Origin of the sequence: Micromonospora sp. KC606 (genome assembly GCF_004348675.1) — a bacterium.
GTDB lineage: Bacteria > Actinomycetota > Actinomycetes > Mycobacteriales > Micromonosporaceae > Micromonospora.
In genome coordinates this window covers 83,827-100,534 of sequence record NZ_SMKN01000003.1, presented here as the reverse complement: position 1 = coordinate 100,534, position 16,708 = coordinate 83,827, and the positions used below count along the sequence as shown (strand labels likewise).

General features: G+C 71.7%; 15 protein-coding genes and 1 pseudogene. 11 read left to right on the top strand and 5 right to left on the bottom strand.

Annotated elements, in window-relative coordinates; translation table 11 throughout:
- From E1193_RS01940 to E1193_RS01920, 5 genes are all read left to right on the top strand, one after another.
- On the top strand, positions 1–220 hold a 220-nt coding region (locus tag E1193_RS01940), incomplete at its 5' end, for an SIP domain-containing protein (protein WP_207922504.1).
- A gap of 127 nt (positions 221–347) precedes the next feature.
- Entirely contained in the window at positions 348–1,223 is an 876-nt protein-coding gene (locus E1193_RS01935) for an iron-siderophore ABC transporter substrate-binding protein (RefSeq protein ID WP_207922503.1), read from the top strand.
- Positions 1,220–2,269, top strand: a complete 1,050-nt coding sequence (locus E1193_RS01930; RefSeq protein WP_132179567.1) for an iron chelate uptake ABC transporter family permease subunit — start codon at positions 1,220–1,222, stop codon at positions 2,267–2,269. The genes E1193_RS01935 and E1193_RS01930 overlap by 4 nt, the downstream gene beginning before the upstream one ends.
- Before the next feature lie 47 nt (positions 2,270–2,316).
- On the top strand, positions 2,317–3,342 hold the full coding sequence (locus E1193_RS01925) for an iron chelate uptake ABC transporter family permease subunit (RefSeq protein WP_132179565.1): 1,026 nt from the start codon (positions 2,317–2,319) through the stop codon (positions 3,340–3,342).
- Positions 3,339–4,136 (top strand): ABC transporter ATP-binding protein, encoded by a 798-nt coding sequence (locus tag E1193_RS01920; protein ID WP_207922507.1) that lies wholly within the window; start codon positions 3,339–3,341, stop codon positions 4,134–4,136. Before E1193_RS01925 ends, E1193_RS01920 begins: the two co-directional genes overlap by 4 nt.
- Before the next feature lie 613 nt (positions 4,137–4,749).
- Here E1193_RS01920 and E1193_RS01915 read toward each other — a convergent pair.
- Together E1193_RS01915 and E1193_RS01910 are read right to left on the bottom strand one after the other, a co-directional pair.
- Positions 4,750–5,421 carry a response regulator transcription factor gene (locus E1193_RS01915; RefSeq protein WP_132179561.1) on the bottom strand — a complete coding sequence of 224 codons (672 nt, stop codon included), beginning with the start codon at positions 5,419–5,421 and terminating at the stop codon, positions 4,750–4,752.
- A complete protein-coding gene (locus E1193_RS01910) occupies positions 5,418–6,716 on the bottom strand; it encodes a sensor histidine kinase (protein ID WP_132179559.1) in 1,299 nt (432 codons plus the stop codon). Before E1193_RS01910 ends, E1193_RS01915 begins: the two co-directional genes overlap by 4 nt.
- A 160-nt stretch (positions 6,717–6,876) precedes the next feature.
- Here E1193_RS01910 and E1193_RS01905 point away from each other — a divergent pair, with 160 nt between their 5' ends.
- The 5 genes from E1193_RS01905 (at position 6,877) to E1193_RS01875 (ending at position 11,981) form a co-directional block, all read left to right on the top strand.
- A complete protein-coding gene (locus E1193_RS01905; protein WP_132179557.1) occupies positions 6,877–7,674 on the top strand; it encodes an ABC transporter ATP-binding protein in 798 nt (265 codons plus the stop codon).
- Entirely contained in the window at positions 7,674–10,196 is a 2,523-nt protein-coding gene (locus E1193_RS01900; RefSeq protein WP_132179555.1) for an ABC transporter permease, read from the top strand. The genes E1193_RS01905 and E1193_RS01900 overlap by 1 nt, the downstream gene beginning before the upstream one ends.
- A gap of 170 nt (positions 10,197–10,366) precedes the next feature.
- Positions 10,367–10,780 carry a MerR family transcriptional regulator gene (locus E1193_RS01895; protein WP_132179553.1) on the top strand — a complete coding sequence of 138 codons (414 nt, stop codon included), beginning with the start codon at positions 10,367–10,369 and terminating at the stop codon, positions 10,778–10,780.
- 18 nt (positions 10,781–10,798) lie between these two features.
- Positions 10,799–11,140, top strand: coding sequence for a cupredoxin domain-containing protein (locus tag E1193_RS01890; RefSeq protein ID WP_132179551.1), 342 nt, complete (start codon positions 10,799–10,801; stop codon positions 11,138–11,140).
- Positions 11,141–11,720: 580 nt separating this feature from the next.
- Entirely contained in the window at positions 11,721–11,981 is a 261-nt protein-coding gene (locus E1193_RS01875) for an SHOCT domain-containing protein (protein ID WP_132179549.1), read from the top strand.
- A 36-nt stretch (positions 11,982–12,017) separates the two neighbouring features.
- Here the strand turns inward: E1193_RS01875 and E1193_RS32370 are convergent, their stop codons facing one another.
- From E1193_RS32370 to E1193_RS32790, 3 genes are all read right to left on the bottom strand, one after another.
- Positions 12,018–13,877 carry a Tn3 family transposase gene (locus E1193_RS32370; protein ID WP_207922502.1) on the bottom strand — a complete coding sequence of 620 codons (1,860 nt, stop codon included), beginning with the start codon at positions 13,875–13,877 and terminating at the stop codon, positions 12,018–12,020.
- Positions 13,838–14,971: a DUF4158 domain-containing protein gene (locus tag E1193_RS32365; RefSeq protein WP_207922501.1), complete on the bottom strand. Its 1,134-nt coding sequence runs from the start codon at positions 14,969–14,971 to the stop codon at positions 13,838–13,840. Before E1193_RS32365 ends, E1193_RS32370 begins: the two co-directional genes overlap by 40 nt.
- Before the next feature lie 817 nt (positions 14,972–15,788).
- On the bottom strand, positions 15,789–15,956 hold the full coding sequence (locus tag E1193_RS32790) for a hypothetical protein (protein WP_243707219.1): 168 nt from the start codon (positions 15,954–15,956) through the stop codon (positions 15,789–15,791).
- Between the two features lie 473 nt (positions 15,957–16,429).
- Between E1193_RS32790 and E1193_RS01860 the strand changes: the two are divergent.
- Positions 16,430–16,624, top strand: a pseudogene (locus E1193_RS01860) (transposase); the annotation flags it as partial.
- Positions 16,625–16,708 lie beyond the last annotated feature (84 nt).

The following is a 16,708-nucleotide window of genomic DNA, read 5'->3' as shown; positions in this document are numbered from 1 at the left end:
GGGCGGGACGGTGCTGACCGCCATGGTGGGCGACTGGCTGGCCGAGCACGGTGCTGCGGCGGCCGGGTCGGGAACCCACTTCTATGCCTGGGCAGCTACGGAGAGTAGCAGGATTGCGCAAGTGCGCCGGACCTTCGCCGAGGCGCGCATCGCCCCGGAGCGGGTTCACACGCAGGGGTACTGGCACGATCGCCCAACCCGCGAGGAGGTGGCGGATTAGGTTACGCTAACCTAATCCAATCGCCCCACCCTCACCGTAAGTCACCAGACGGGAATTCTGCACCATGCGCTCGACAACCCCTCGAACAACTCGCCGACGCCTCCTCGCCCTCACCATCGCCTCGACGATGGCGCTCGTCGTGGCCGCCTGCGGCTCCGCCGACTCCGACCCGGCGAGCAGCGTCGGCGACACCAGAACCGTCGAGCACGCGCGCGGCAAGACCGATGTACCGGCCGCGCCGACCCGAGTCGTCGTCCTTGAACCGGTACAGCTCGACACCGCTATCGCCCTGGAGATCACCCCGGTCGGCGCGGCCGTACTCAACGAGGCCACCGGCGTGCCCAAGTACCTCGGGGACAAGGCCGCCGGCATCACCACCGTCGGAACCGTCCAGGAACCCAACGTGCAGAAGATCGCGGCCCTCAAGCCCGACCTGATCATCGGCACCGAATCCCGGCACTCCGCCCTCTACGCCCAACTCACCGACGTCGCCCCGACCGTCTACATGGCCTCGCAGACAGACCCGTGGCAGGACAACGTCCGCTTCACCGCGACCACGCTCGGCGGCGCGGGCTCCGCCGACAAGCTCCTCACCGGCTACCAGCAGCGGTGTGCGGAGATCGCCAAGAAGTTCGGCACCGCCGGCAAGACCGCACAGCTCATCCGCCCCCGTGACGGCGTCCTCACGTTGTACGGGCCCACCTCCTTCGCAGGCAGCACGCTGGAGTGCGTCGGCTTCACCACCCCGCAGCGCGACTGGGAGAACTCCATCTCGGTCGACATCTCCCCCGAGCGGGTGCTGGAGGCCAAGGCCGACCACGTCTTCGTCACCACCGTCGACGTGAACGACCGCAGCACCATCCCGGCCTCGGTCAGCGCCAACGCCGCCGCCTTCCCCCGCCTGCACCTGGTCGACCAGTCCTTCTGGATCACCGGGGTCGGCACGGTCGGTGGGCAGACCGTCCTCGACGACCTCGAACGCATCCTCGCCGCGTCGAGTTGACCACCACCGCATCCGCGCGCGCGGCACCGCCGACCACCGGCCGTGCCGCGCGCCGTCGTACCACCCGGCGCTGGCTGGCCGGGGCGGTTGCCGTACTCCTGGGGTCGCTGGTGTTGTCGGTCTTCGTCGGTGCGAACCCGGTGCCCCCGTCTGACGTGTGGGCGGCGCTGCGGGGCGCGGGCACCGAGACCGCGCAGTACGTGGTCTGGGGACAGCGCCTGCCGCGCACCCTGGCCGGACTACTGGTCGGCGCCGCGCTCGGGGTCGCGGGCGCCCTGATGCAGGCGTTCACCCGCAACGCGCTCGCCGAACCGGGCCTCCTCGGCGTCAACGCCGGAGCCGCCGCGTTCGTCGCCGTGGGCATCGCCTTCTTCGGGGTCACCTCACCGGCCGCCTACATGTGGCTCGCCCTGCTCGGCGCGCTCCTGGTCGCCATCGCCGTGTACGCCGTCGGCGGTGCCGCCGACCTGCGGGCCACCCCGACCCGGCTGCTGGTGACCGGGGTGGCGACGGGCGCGGTGCTGGCCGGACTGACCACCGGAGTCACCCTCACCCACCCCGACACCTTCGACCGGATGCGCGGCTGGAACGCCGGCAGCCTGCTCGAACGCGACACCGCCGTGGTGCTCCCGGTGCTGCCACTGATCGCGGCCGGGCTGGTCGCGGGGCTGCTCGCGGCGCGCAGCCTGAACGCACTCGCGCTCGGCCCGGACCTGGCGGCCGCGCAGGGAGTCAGCCTCGTCCGGACCCGGCTGCTCGTACTGGGCGCGGTGACCCTGCTCGCCGGTGGGGCGAGCGCCGTCGCCGGCCCCATCTCGTTCGTCGGGCTCGTGGTACCGCACCTGGTGCGCTGGGGCGTCGGCGCCGACCAGCGCCGGATCCTCGTCGGATCCCTGCTGGCCGGCGGGGTCCTGGTGCTGCTCGCCGACGTACTCGGCCGGATCGCCGTCCTGCCCAGCGAGATGCCGGTCGGCATCGTCACCGCGTTTGTGGGCGCACCGGTCCTGATCGCGCTGGCCCGACGCCGACGGGCGACGGCGCTGTGAGCGCCGGGAGCCGGCCACCACGCCGCACCGAAGGACGCCGCCGGCTGGTGCTCGGCACCGACCGCGCACACGTGGCCGTCGGCGCACGCGAGGCCGCCGTCTGCGTCACCGCGGCGCTCCTCGTCACGGCGTTGGCGGTGATCGGCCTCTGGGTGGGTGACTTCCCGCTCCGCTTCGACGAGGTCCTCGGCGTGCTCGGCGGCCGGATCGGCGGGCTGACCCGCACCGTTGTGCTGGAGTGGCGGCTGCCCCGCATCGCCGCCGCCATCGCCTTCGGCGCGGCGCTCGGCGTCGCCGGTGCGATCTTCCAGACCATCACCCGCAATCCGCTGGCCAGCCCGGACATCATCGGTCTGGCCAACGGATCGTTCTGCGGAATGCTGATCGCCCTGCTGCTGCTCGGCGGCGGCTGGCACCTGCTGATGCTCGGCTCGCTCGCCGGTGGCCTGGTGGCCGCCCTGGCGATCTACCTGCTCGCGTACCGGGACGGGCTCTCCGGGTTCCGGTTCATCGTCGTGGGCGTCGGGGTTTCCTCGATGCTCGCCGCCACCAACACCTGGCTGCTGCTCCGCGCCGATCTGGAGACGGCACTCTTCGCCGCCGCCTGGGGCGCTGGCTCCCTCAACACCGCCACCGCCGAGGTGGTCTGGCCCGCCACCGGGGTCATCCTGGCGCTGCTGGTGATCACTCCCCTGTGGTCGGCGGCCCTGGCCCAGCTGGAACTGGGCGACGACGTCGCCGCCGCCAGCGGAGTCGCGGTCGATCGGGACCGCGCCGCCCTCGTGCTGGTCGCGGTCGTCCTGGTCAGCGCCGTCACCACCGTGGCCGGTCCGATCTCCTTCGTGGCCCTGGCCGCCCCGCAGATCGCCCGCCGGCTTGTCCGGGCACCGGGCCTGCCGCTCGCCGCCACCGCCGTGGTGGGGGCGTTGCTGCTGCTCGGCTCCGACCTGGTCGCCCAGCACGTGATCCCGCTGACCGTACCGGTGGGGGTGGTGACGGTCACCCTCGGCGGCGCGTACCTGCTCTGGCTGCTCGTCCACGAGTTCAGGAGGACCAGATGGTCGACCAACTGAACGCCCGACTCCGCGCGGAACGCGTCACCCTCCGCTATGATCATCGGACCGTCAGTGAGGATCTGTCGTTCGCGGTGCCGGACGGCTCGTTCACCGTGCTCATCGGGCCGAACGCGTGCGGCAAGTCGACACTCCTGCGGGCCCTTGCCGGGCTGCTCCGCCCCGCCGTGGGGCGAGTCCTGCTCGACGGGTCGGACCTCGTCGCCCTGCCGGCGAAGGAACGCGCCCGCCGGATCGCGCTGCTACCGCAGACCATGGCCGCGCCCGAGGGGATCACCGTCCGGGAACTGGTCGGCCGGGGCCGCTACGCCCACCAGCGGGTGCTACGCCGCTTCTCCCGGGCCGACGAGGAGGCCGTCGAAGCGGCCCTAGCCTCGACCGGCGCGACCGACCTGGCCAACCGCCGGGTCGACGAACTCTCCGGCGGGCAACGACAGCGGGCCTGGATCGCCATGGTGCTGGCTCAGGAGACGCCCCTCGTCCTGCTCGACGAGCCCACCACCTACCTGGACGTGGCTCACCAGATCGACGTGCTCAACGTACTGCACCGGCTGGTCACCCAGGGCCGCACCGTCGTGGCCGTGCTGCACGACCTCAACCACGCGGCCCGGTACGCCACCCATCTCGTGGCGATGCGCGACGGCCGGATCGTTGCCGAGGGCCATCCCGCCTCGACGGTGGGCACCGGACTCGTCGCCGAGGTCTTCGGGATGCCGAACCAGGTCGTCCCCGACCCGGTCACCGGAGCGCCGCTGGTCGTACCAGCCGACACCCGGGAGCCGGCCGCCGGCTGAGCCGGCCCCGGCGCCACGATCGACGGTGAATCCCTACCGCCGACTTTGGTCGATCTCGGTCATGACCAATCCAGCAAGCCGGGCGGAACCGTGTTCACGAGGCGATGTCTCAGTCATGCGAACCACGGAAGCGTAGGTCAACAGCGAGATCACACCTTGCGGTGGGTCGCCGGGGACTCGAACCCCGAACCCTTCGATCCAACCAGGAGAAGGAAGCGCTTCCATAACCGCACAGGCGGAAAGTGGACGCACTACTCGGGGTGCCGGTAACGAACGTGTCATCGGCCGCCAAATAGTTGATTTTTATAGGGGCGGCGGCAGCGTCTGCGCTGGTGTCCGTAAGGGGAACCTTCATCGGACACATTTTAGGCGGTCTGACCGACATGTCCTGGCGGTGATGCGGGGTAGGTCTGGTTCTGGGTTGTCGGTTGGTCGCTGCTGCGGTGGGTGGTCGGGTTGTGGCATCGAGCGGTCGGGTCGCGAGTATTGTTCCCGCGTCGCGCACCTCACGTCCGGTGACGGCCTGGGGCACGGACGCCACCTCGCCCGGCTGCCTCCCGCCGAGCCGGGTCCGCGGGCGGCTCGGGCATCCGCGCCGCGCGATCGCGGCCGCTCAGGCGGCCGATGCGTCCGGGCCGGGGCCGAGCCGGGCGTCGTGGACGAGGATGGCGGCCTGCACCCGATTGGCCAGGCCCAGCTTGGCCAGCGCCCGGCTCACGTGGGCCTTGACCGTGGCCTCGGCCATGTCCAGCTCACGCGCGATCTCCGCGTTGGACAGGCCGCGGGCCACAGCCCGGACCACGTCGCGCTCGCGGTCGGTCAGCACCCCCAGGCGGGCGCGGGCCTGATCCGCCACGGACGGGCCGCGCTGCGCGAACGAGCTGATCAGCCGCCGGGTCACCGTCGGCGCGAGCATCGCGTTGCCGGCCGCCACGGTACGCACCGCCTCGGCGAGGTCGCGCGGCGGCGTGTCCTTGAGCAGGAAGCCGACCGCTCCGGCGCGCAGCGCCGCGTGCACGTACTCGTCCAGATCGAACGTGGTCAGCATGATCACACGCGGCGGCTCGGGCAGCTGCGCGACGGCGGCGGCCCCGGCCAGCCCGTCGGTCCCCGGCATACGCACGTCCATCAGCACCACGTCGGGGCGGTGCCGCCGGGCCGCCTCCACCGCCTGCGCGCCGTCGCGGGCCTCGGCGACCACGGCGATGTCGCCGGCCGCCTCCAGGATCATCCGCAGGCCGGAACGCACCAGCGCCTCGTCGTCGACCACCACCACCCGGATCACTCCGGCACCTTCCGATCCGCGCCCGCCTGCGGCGGGTCGGCCGGGATGCGGGCGTGCAGTGTGAACCCGCCGTCCAGGCGCTGCTGGGCCTGCACCGTACCGCCCGCCAGGGCGACCCGCTCGGCGAGGCCGACCAGGCCCAGCCCGCTGCCCGGCAGCGGCGGCGCCGGGTGCGGCGGGGCGGCGTTGTCCACAAGCACCACCAGCTCGCGCGGCTCGTGGCGCAGCGTGACGGTGGTCGGCACGGCCCCGGCATGCTTGGCCACGTTCGTCAGCGCCTCCTGCACCACGCGGTATGCGGTGCGCTGCGCCGACAGCGACACCTGCCGCGGCTCGCCCTCGTCCGCCCGGCGCACCGGCAGGCCGGCCGCGCGGCTGGACTCCAGCAGCCGGTCCAGGTCCGCCAGCGTCGGCAGCGGCGCGAGGTCCGCGGCCGGGCCGGACGCGTCGGGCGCCCGCAGCATGCCGAGCACCTCGCGCAGCTCCTGCATCGCCTCCCGGCCGGTGGTGCGGATCAGCGCGGCCTCCGCGGCGGTACGCGGGTCCGTGGTGCTCACCTCCAGCGCTCCGGAGTGCAGCACCATCAGCGCCACCCGGTGCGCGACCACGTCGTGCATCTCCCGGGCGATACGGCGGCGCTCCTCGGCGCGGGCCCGCTCGGCCCGCTCGTGCTGCTCGCGTTCCAGCCGCTCGGCGCGTTCCCGCAGCTGCGCGAGGACCTGGCGGCGCGTCCGCACCCACAGCCCGAAGACGAACGGCAGCCCGACCGTCATGCCCGCCCAGGCCAGTCCCGTGAAGACGCTGTCGGCGACGAGCCAGCCGGGGTCCTCGTAGTACGGGCGGTGCGTGGCGCTCCAGCCGACCGGCACCCCGACCAGCGTCGCCGCGACGATGAAGAACGGCAGGGCGCGGCCGGGGTCGTGCGGCCGTCCCGGGCGGCCGGCGCCGGCGTAGTAGGACGCGGCGATCACCGGGGCCAGCAGGCTCAGCGCCAGCCACGACGCCAGCGAGATCACGAACAGCGGCCAGCGTGCCCGGCGCACCAGCGCAACGCTCGCCCCCGCCGACAGCGCCGCGAACGCGACCAGCGCCCACGGCGGGTCGTGGACATCTTCGGCGACCGGGTCGACGAAGATCAACATCGGCGGCACCAGCGGAGAGAGGACCGAGGACACCGCCACCGCGCCGCCCAGCACGAACGGGAACAGCCGGTGTGTGACGTGCCCCAGCCGGCTCGACGGCTGCAGCCACGACGGCACGCCCGGCACCGTCACCGTGCCGCCCTGCTGACCCATGCCGTGCCCTCCTGCCGTCGCCGCCCCCGTGACCAGCCTAGGCGGGCCGGCCGCCGCGGCGGACACTACTTCCGTCGCCGCGGCCTGCTACTTATGTAGCAGGCCGTGATCTACTCCTGCCCGACGGCAGGCACCGCCACCGCGCGGGAGCGTGTCCCCCATGACGAACTTCGACGCCGCGGTGAGCGCGGCAGACCTGACCAAACAGTACGGCTCGGGCGACGCGCAGGTGACCGCGCTGAACGCGGTGAACGTGGCCTTCGGCCGCGGCGAGCTGACCGCGATCATGGGCCCGTCCGGGTCCGGCAAGTCGACCCTGATGCACTGCCTGGCCGGGCTGGACACGCCCACCTCGGGCCAGGTGTGGCTGGAGGGCGCCCGCCACGGAGACGCCGGACGCGTCGAGCTGAGCGGGCTGCGCGACGACGCGCTGACCACGCTGCGCCGCGACCGGATGGGCTTCGTGTTCCAGGCATTCAACCTGCTGCCGACGCTGACCGCGTGGGAGAACATCACCCTCCCGCTGGACCTCGCCGGGCGCAGGCCCGACCAGGCGTTCGCCGACACGGTGATCGAAGCGGTCGGGCTGCGCGACCGGCTGCACCACCGTCCCGCCGAGCTGTCCGGCGGCCAGCAGCAGCGGGTCGCCTGCGCCCGCGCGCTGGTCAGCCGCCCCGACGTGGTCTTCGCCGACGAGCCGACCGGGGCACTGGACTCCCGCTCCGGCGCGGAGGTGCTCGGCTTCCTGCGCCGCAGCGTCGACCAGCTGGCGCAGACCGTCGTCATGGTCACGCACGACCCCGTCGCGGCCGGGTACGCCGACCGGGTGCTGTTCCTGGCCGACGGCGTCATCGTCGACGAGCTGCGAGAACCCTCCGCCGACCGGGTGCTCGACCGGATCCGCTCGCTGGAGTCCGTCGCGCGCGGCGGCCGTACGAGCGTCGGGGCGGGTGCCTGATGCTGCGGGCGATGCTGCGCGACCTGCGCGCGCACCTGGGCAGGGTCGTGATGACCCTGGCCGCGATCGTGCTCGGGGTGGCCTTCGTGGTCGCGACCTGGGTGGTGTCCGACTCGGCCGCGGCGACGGTGGGCGGCGCCCAGCGCACCGACCTGGCCGCGCTGGTGCACCGCGAGTCGGAGGATCCCACCGCGACGGACATCCCCGCGGACGTCCGCGACCGGCTCGCGCGGCTGCCGGGTGTGACCCGGGCCGAGGGCGTACGGGAGGGCTACGCGGCGCTGGTGCGCGCCGACGGCAAGCTCGGCGCCACATCCTGGCCGGACGCGGGCGGCACCGACTGGGACGGCTCACAGCGGTTCACGCTGAGCGCGGGCCGTGGCCCGCAGCGGGCCGGCGAGGTGGCGCTGGAACAGGGGGCCGCCGCCGAGGCCGGGCTGACGGTCGGGGACTCGGCGCGGGTGCTGCTCGGCGGCGACCGGTCGGACACCGCGACGGTCGTCGGCGTCTTCACCTACCGTCCGGCGGGACACGAGCTCGACCCGGCCGTGGCGTACGACGCGGATACCGCGGCCCGGCTGCTGCGCCCCCGCGACGCCGCTGCGGACGTCGTGCCCGGCTTCGCGCGGATCGAGCTGTCCGGGCCGGACGAGCGGGCCGTCATCGCGGCGGCGCAGGCCGAACTCGGCCCCGGCTTCGAGGTGGAGTCCGGCAGTTCGCTGCGGGCCGTGCGGGAGCAGGCGTCGCACGACGCCGCCGACACCATCCGCAAGGCGCTGCTGGCCTTCGCCGCGGTGGCGCTGATGGCCGGGGTGTTCGTCATCGCCAACACGTTCACCATGCTGGTCACCCAGCGCACCCGGCAGTTCGCGCTGCTGCGGGCGGTGGGCGCGCGGCGGCGCCAGGTGCGCCGGGCCGTGCTCGCCGAGGCGGTGGTGCTCGGCCTCGTCGGCTCGACGGTCGGCGTGGTGCTGGGCGTCGGCTTGGGCCTGCTGGCGATGCGCCTGCTGCCGGTGGCCGGGACGGTGGCCTACGCGGTGTCGCCGTGGGCCGTGCTGGTCGGCTACCTGGTCGGCGTGGTGGTGACGGTCGTGTCGGCGTACGGGTCGGCGCGGCGGGCGGCACGGGTGTCGCCGATGGCGGCGCTGCGCACCGACGCCGTCCTGCCGCGGCGCTCGCTGGTGCTGCGCACCGTGCTCGGCATGCTGGCCGTGGCCGGCGGCGTGGCAATGGTCGCGGCGACCTCCTCGGACAGGCTCACCGAGTCGACGCGGGCGCTGGCCATGTCCGGGGCGGTGCTGGCCTGGGTCGGCGTGCTGCTCATCGCGCCCGTCCTGGTCGTCGGGGTGCTGCGCCCGCTGACGGGGGTGCTGCGTTCGCCGCGCCCGGTCACCCGCATCGCCCTGCGCAACGCGGTACGCGATCCGCGGCGCACCGCCGCGACCGCGTCCGCGCTCATGATCGGCCTGTCGCTGGTGTGCGCGTTCGCGACGGTGGGGCAGACGCTCACCGACACCACGACCGCCGACGTGCGGGCGTCGGTGCCCGCAGACGCGGTGGTGCTGCGCGCCGCGACGTTCGGGACGTTCGACGACACGGTACGCACCGCCGCGGCGGCCGTCCCCGGGGTGACCGGCCTGGCGGCGCCGCGCTCGGGCGCGATGCTCGTGATCGGCCCGGGGGGCACGGCGAGGGACACCCTGTTCACCAGCCTCGACGCGGCCGCGCTGGGCAGTGCGCTGCGCGTCAGGGTGACCGCGGGCGACGCCGACCTGCGCCGCGGGGTGGTACTGGACCGGGGGTTCGCCGCCGAGGCGGGACTGCACGTCGGTGACCGGGTCCGGCTGCGCTTCGACGCCGCCGACGCCGCGGGCCGGGTCACGCCGGTCGAGGTGCCGGTGACCGTGGCGGGCCTGCGCGAGCCCAGCGAGCTGCTGCATGGGCAACTGCTCGACGACGCGCTGCTGCCGGACGGCGTCGCCCGCCAGGGCGGCAGCGTCTACGCGGTCGGCGCGGACGCGGCGGCGCTGCGTACCGCGATGGAGCGGTCGTTCGCGCAGCGGCCTGACGTGCTGGTGCAGGACCGCGAGCAGGTGCTCGACGAGGTGCTGGAGCCGTTCCAGCTGGTGCTCGGCCTGGTGTACGTGCTGCTCGGCGCGGCCGTGGTGATCGCCGTCTTCGGCGTGGTTAACACGCTGGCGCTGTCGGTCCTGGAACGCACCCGCGAGCTGGGCGTGTTCCGGGCGCTGGGGGCGTCGCGGGCGCTGGTGCGCCGCACGGTGCGCCGCGAGAGCGTGGTGATCTCGCTGTACGGCGGCGTGCTCGGCATCGGCGTGGGCGTGCTGCTCGGCGGGGTGATGCAGTACGTCATCCTCGCCAACCCGGTGTTCGCCATGTCGGTGCCCTGGCTGGCCGCCGCGGTGGCGCTGGCGGGCATGGCCCTGGTCGGGGTGCTGGCCGCGCTGTGGCCCGCCCGCCGGGCCGCCCGCGCGGACATCCTCGCCGCCATCGCCACGCAGTGACCGTCGGGCCGAGCCGGGTGCCCGCAGGCCCGGTTCGCCCGCCAGGAATGGAGCTGAGGCTGCCTACCCGTCGAGAAGCGGGTAGGCAGCCTGTGGCGTGACCGGAGCCACGCTTGCCTTGACACCGGCGGCAACGTTTAGCGTTGGCGGCGACAGGGAGGAGGCCGCGGATGCGTATCGGCGAGCTGGCGCAGCGCACCGGCACCAGCACCCGCACGCTGCGGTACTACGAGGAGCACGGGCTCATCCGGTCGCGCCGGGCGGCCAACGGCTACCGCGCCTTCGACGAGTCCGAGCTGCGCGTCGTACACGAGATCCGGTCGCTGCTCGCGGTCGGGTTCGACCTGGACGACATCCGCCCGTTCGTGGCGTGCCTGCGCGCGGGCCACGCCACCGGCGACGCATGCCCCGACTCGGTCGCCGTGCTGCGGCGCAAGCTCGCCGAGGTCGACACCTGCCTCGACCGACGCCGTACTGGCCGCCTACGCCGGGCCGTGGCCACCGGCGTGCTGGTGCTCGCCCTGGGCGCTTATACCCTCAACGGCGGACTCGAACTGACCGGCTCACCGCTGGCAGCCAGCTAACTCGCCCACACCCTCGGCCTGACCGGCGACGAAGCCGACGCCGCGACCCCGCCCGGCGAGCGGGTCACGGTCGCCGACGGCCGCCAGCGCGTCGTCATCACCGCCGTGGAGGGCGCCTACCAGCCCCGCAACCTCGACATCCAAGCCGGCCTGCCCACGACCTTGATCGTGCGGTCGGACCGGGCGCAGGGCTGCGTGCGGTCGTTCGTCATTCCCAGCCTGGGCGTGGAGAAGATACTGCCCGTCAATGGCGACACCGTCATCGACCTCGGCGTGCTCAACCCCGGCAGGCTCGCCTACTCCTGCGGCATGGGCATGTACACCGGCCGGCTCAACATCACCGACAAGGCCATCTCATGACCACCTACACCTTCGCCGTCACCGGCATGCACTGCACCAGCTGCGGGATGCTCATCGACGAGACCCTCGAAGACGACGTCCCCGGCGTGCGCCGCTCGCAGACGAGCCTGCGTAAGGGCCGCACCGTCGTGGAGACGACGGCGGAGTCGACGCCGCCGCCATCGCCGCAGCTGTCGAAGGCACTTATCAGGCGGTCTTGGAGGCGGTGTCATGAACCCGGCGCACACGGCCGTGAGGCCGCCGCTGTGGCGCCTGGGACGTGCGGCGATCTGGCTGCTGCTCGGCGCCGCCGCTGCATACGTGCTGGCGTTCAACCCCACCGATCGGGTCGCCGACCCGACCGGGCCGTGCCTGTGGCACGCGCTGACTGCTCGCGCTTGTCGGCCTCTACGCCCTGACCGCCTGGACGGTCCATGCCTACACCGGCCACAGGCTGCCGCTGTGGCGGCCCGGCCCCAAGGTGATCGCCGCCTACATCGGGCTGTTCCTGCTGTACGCAGTGGTGCTGCGCAACCTGCCCTGGCCGCCGTTGTCCTGGTTCAACATCCCCAACCTCACCTGAACGCGGGAGGTGACAGTGATGATGTACTGCAACGGAATGCTCATGATGGCCTTCATGACCATCCCGGCGATCCTCCTGATTGTCACAGTGCTCCTCGGCCTCGTGTGGCTCGTCCGCAGCACCGGCGTGCTGACCGCCCGCGGGCGGCCGGACACCGTTTCGCAGACACCAGAGGCGGAGCTGTTACTGCGCAGGCGCTACGCCGCCGGTGAGATCGACGACGAGGAGTACCAGCGGAGGCTAGCCGCCCTGCGCGGCCAGCCGTCCGCCCCAACATGAGATGTGCCTGGGCGGGTGCCTGCCCGGCCACGTCAGTCACGCCGCCGCCGATTGCGTCACCGGGCCGGCGTCGGCTCGCAACTCCAGCCGCTTGGCCATGTTGAGTTTCACCTCCCCGTACGGGGCGACGTGGGTCCAGAACAGCGGGGTCAGACCACGCCGGTCCTCGGCGGTGAGCGTGTCGGCCCACGCCGGTTCTGCCAGGACGTCTTGCACGAGCAGCGTGTTGACGTACGCGACAGCGGCCTGCAGCACGTGCAGGCAGGCCACGGACAGCTCCTGCTCGTCGCGGCGGTTGGAGGCGATGTCGCCGCCCTTGCCGTAGAACAGGACCTGGTTGCCGCCGTTCCAGCCCTCGGCGACGTTGAGGCCGTCGTGGATCTCGCGCTGCAGGTCCCGGTCGCGCAGGTACCGGGCCACGAAGATGGTCTTGGTGGCCCGGCCGACCTCGAGCATCGCCTGGTAGGTGGGGTGGGAGGCGGCACGGGTGAACCGGCGCAGGATCGCTTCCGTGGAAGCGGTGCCGGTCCGGATCGCCGTCGCATACTTGATCATCTGGTCGTACTGTTCGGCGATCAGATCCCAGCGGATCGACCGGCCCATCATCGCCGGGGCCAGTCCCGGCCAGGCGCCGGCCTCGCCAGGGGCGGGCCGGTAGAGCTTGACGTGGTTGATGCGCTTGATCCGCGGCAGCAGGTCGAAGCCCAGCAGCCGGGTGACGCCGAAGCCGATCTCGGACTGGCCGTGGCTGTCGGTGTAGTTCGCCTCGACCTCCATCGTGGTGCCGTGCCGCATCGTGCCCTCGATCATCGCGGCGACCTCGGACGCGGTACAGGAGATCAGCTGCGAGTGGATGGCCATCGACTTGCGTTCGACATGCCAGTAGATGAGCACCCCACGGCCACCGTAGCGGGAGTGCCACTGGGTGAAGATGTTCTGGTCGTAGGCGCCGAAGTGCGTCGAGTCACTGGCCACGGCGGTGGACCCGGTGCCCCAGACCTGCTCGGAGCGCACAGCGAAGGTCGCGTTGGCGATCTGCACGGCCATCGCCCGAGCGGTGTCGGCCGACAGGAACCGCCGGCGAACATACCGCAGGTCGTCCTCGGTGTGGCCGTGGTCGCCGGCCGCCGCCGCCTTGATGCCGGTGTTGGTGCCGTACCCGTACACACACAACAGCAGCCGCTCGGCCAGCACCGCCGGGTCCAGCCCGGCCCGCGTGCCGACGTTGGCCGCCGCGGTCAGGCACCCGGTACGCAGCGCCGCCTCCTTCAGCATGTCAATCAGCGGCACCGTGCCCCACTGCCGCTCGATCTCCCGCTTGAGCCTGCGCAGGTTGCGCGGCTCCGGCAGCGCGTCCAACGGCTCCAGCTTGATCGCCGCGCCGCCCGGGCGGGCCTTGACCGACAGCCACGGCGTACGTGCCAGGCCCGCGTGCAGGGCGTCGAGCTCGGCGCGCATCTGCTCGGTGATGAACGCGGTCGGATCCAGCGGCTTGCGCAGCGCGCCGTAGTGCTCGTGGCGGCGGGCCTCGAAGTCGGCGGGCAGGTCCTCGTCGGGGTTGCGGAAGTGGTCGGCGCCGACGACCCATATCTCCTTGCACCGCAGCGCCTCCCGCAGCGCCTGAAAGGTGCACACCTCGTACACCATCCGCACGACCCGCCTCCGGCCGCGCTTGTCCGGCTTGAACGCCAACTCCTCCCAGTCCCCCGTGATGCCGCGGTGCGCCGGGGGCAGCTCACCGTCGGGGTAGTAGTAGACGTTGCCCTTGGCATAGCGGGCCACCAGGTCCAGGGCGTCGATGACCGGCCGGTGGGTGGAGTTGGAACTGCCGAACTGCAGCACCTCCAGCAGCCGGATCAGGCCCTTGCGGTAATGGCTGGTGTACGAGGCCCGCATGGTCGTCTTGACCGTGCGCGGTACGTCGGGCCCTTGCTCTTGAACTCCGCGACCAGGTCCCGCAGCGTCTGCTCCCCACCCGAAGCCGGGAACACCACCTCCCGCACTACGGCGTCCGGCGCGGTCAGCGCCGCCTCCGCGATGCGAAACAGCAGGTTCTCCTTGCCGGTCACCTTCTTGAACTCGTTGATCAGCTCCTGGGTCACCTTCTTGTTCGCCCGCGCGTCGATACGGTGCACCGTGGAGATCAGCAACTCCACGAGCGTGTCGGTGAGTTCCCGCAGCCGCAGCCGCAGCAGCGCCGCCAGCAGCGTCACCCGCAGCTGCGGGGTATGCCGGGCAAGGTGCGACGGCGCCTCCACCATCGCGCGGGCCCGCCAACCGGCCACGACCTTCGGCGCAACGTCGGCGAACGCCGCCGCCGGGACGCCGACCGCCCGGACAGCCTTCAGCTTGTCGATCTCCGTCAGCATCGTGTCCAGACTCAGGTTCCCCGGCACCGACTTGATCAACGCCAGCAGCGACGGCCCGTCATCCTCACCGCCCGCCAGCTCCTCGACCCGCACCACCACATCAGCGGGCAACCGCGACACCACCCGCAGACACAGCGCCTCCTCCGCCTGGTGCAACGCCGAACGCACGATCCGCTCAACCCGCCCGTCCGCCGGCGGCTCGATGCGCTCACGCCGGCACTGCGCCAGCAACTCCTCACGCACCGGCTCGAACCGGCGCTCCTTGCACGCCACCTCTCCGGCCAGCCACCCGGTCAGCTTCTCCGCATCCGCGACCGAACACTCCCGAAACCCCAGGTGCGACCGGATCGCCGCCCGGTGCCGCTCCGCAGTCCGGCCTTCCCACTCCGCCAGCGACGCATCGCCCGCCGACACGCCCAACTGCTTGGTCACGAACGCCACCGCATCGTCGGGCAGCTCACCGCGGCCGCGGGGGAACCGGCCGGTGCGCGTGTAGAACTTCAACCACAGGGCGAAGACCAGCCTTGTCGCCTCATGGCGTCGTACGACGAGATCCATCTCGTCCGGGAGCAACGTCCAGTGCTCCACCAGCGCATCGATATCAAGGGGTGCTCTGCTCACGATCGCTCATCGTGCCGTCGCAACAGCGCCAGCGCAGCACCCTCAGCAGAGATCAACTAATTGGCGGCCGATGACACGTTCGTTACCGGCACCCCTACTCAGTCGAATGCTCTATCCAGTTGAGCTAGCGACTTAGGTGCCGATCATCGCACCGGCCGAGCCGGCATGGCTATCCGGTTTCGAAGTCACTGCCAGACACGGCAGACATGCGAGTGCCGCTCCCCGCCGGTAACGGCAGTGTCCGCAAGCCCACCGGCCTGGAGGACGTCTACAGATCAGGGCCCGTTGCGAGGCGAACCATCTGCCGCGATGCGAGGGTCGATTTGATGACGACGGATGCCCGGGCTCGGGCTTTCGAGGCGGCGGCTTTTGTCCGCTCTGTTCACCAATCCGCCGCGGCAGGAAGGCGGCGGTCGTCCCGCGAGACTGCCGAAGGACAGAGCGAAGGCCAACAGGAGGAACAAGTCCCACGGGAAGCGGCCGGAAGACGGCAGCAAGCGGTCGCAGGGCGATGGCGCGCGGTCGAGCTCGCCGACCCCGCCCCTCACAGCTCGGCACCAGGACAAAAACGGGATCGTCTCGCCAGCCCGCCCCGTCCTACCCTGTAACTGGATTTTCTTCTCCGCCCCACTCACGAGAGGACCTCACCCCGCGTGACGCCGCCTGCTCTTTAGACCTGACACGTTCCCCGCGCATCGGTTGCCGACGTCCCCGTCGGCTCTTGTCCCATGCCTTCCGTCAGATCTTCAGAGAGATCATGTCTACGCGTCCTCATATCGTTTTGTCCTGGACCGTTCGGCGCACGCGCCCTGCCCTGCTAGCGTTCGGCCACGTCCACTGCCATTGCGGCCTCGCCAGCACCGGCGACGGGAAGTCCCGCGTCAATGCCAACGGCGAACTCCTCGCCAACTGGCTCCTGGCCGCCTGCGTTTCCTGCAACCAGACCAGCAAAATCACCGTTCACGATCGCGTCCCGGTCCGGCACCTGGATCCGATCCTTCTCGAGGGTTATTCCGGCAACTCCTCCCGCCGCGGGCCTGAGCCGGGGCGAGAGGCAAGGTGGCCTTGCACCGGACTGCATCATGCGGCGGTCCGCGCGTGGTCGCTCATGACCGGGCGCGAACGAAGGTCAGGGCCGGCCCGATACCGGCGACGAAGGTGAACGCCCGGCATCCGGACGTAGCCGAGAACAGTGCGTACCGCGGACCACCGGAGTCAGTCGTCTGTCTGTCCGCGCTTCCTCGCCGACGGGTCAGGCGGAGTCTGCGCGGCTTGCTCCATGTTCAGGATGTTCTGGGTGATCGCGGCGATGCCTTCGCGCGCTTTGGGCGAGAGTTGTTCGATGGACCGGAGCGCGGCAGTGGTCTAGCGCGAGAGCAATGTTCAAGACCTGTGGATCCACCGAGAAGGGCGTACCTTCCCGGTGATCGATTTGTGTGGGTCTCGAGCAAGGCCGACGTTGAGACCGACCGTGGCACGTGGGTGCAGGCGCTGGTCGCGGTGGGGTATCAGGTGTATGCGATCGACCCGATGTCGGTGGCGCGGTACCGAGAGCGGCATTCCACCTCTGGTGCGAAGTCCGACGCCGGGGATGCGTACGTGCTGGCGGAGATTGTGCGTCTGGATCATGCCCATCACCGGCAGCTGGCTGGTGCGCGGCGATCGTGTCCAGCCAGGTCCAGCTGATCAACGTTCTCAACATCGAGATCGCCGAACTCGGTCAGGTCGTGGCCTGAC

Excerpts from the sequence above, each read along its gene's own strand:
- E1193_RS01935 (WP_207922503.1), top strand. The coding sequence starts at position 348 with ATGGCGCTCGTCGTGGCCGCCTGCGGCTCCGCCGACTCCGACCCGGCG.
- E1193_RS01910 (WP_132179559.1), bottom strand. The coding sequence starts at position 6,716 with ATGGGTCAGCAGGGCGGCACGGTGACGGTGCCGGGCGTGCCGTCGTGG.
- E1193_RS01905 (WP_132179557.1), top strand. The coding sequence starts at position 6,877 with ATGACGAACTTCGACGCCGCGGTGAGCGCGGCAGACCTGACCAAACAG.
- E1193_RS01900 (WP_132179555.1), top strand. The coding sequence starts at position 7,674 with ATGCTGCGGGCGATGCTGCGCGACCTGCGCGCGCACCTGGGCAGGGTC.
- E1193_RS01895 (WP_132179553.1), top strand. The coding sequence starts at position 10,367 with ATGCGTATCGGCGAGCTGGCGCAGCGCACCGGCACCAGCACCCGCACG.
- E1193_RS01875 (WP_132179549.1), top strand. The coding sequence starts at position 11,721 with ATGATGTACTGCAACGGAATGCTCATGATGGCCTTCATGACCATCCCG.
- E1193_RS32370 (WP_207922502.1), bottom strand. The coding sequence starts at position 13,877 with ATGCGGGCCTCGTACACCAGCCATTACCGCAAGGGCCTGATCCGGCTG.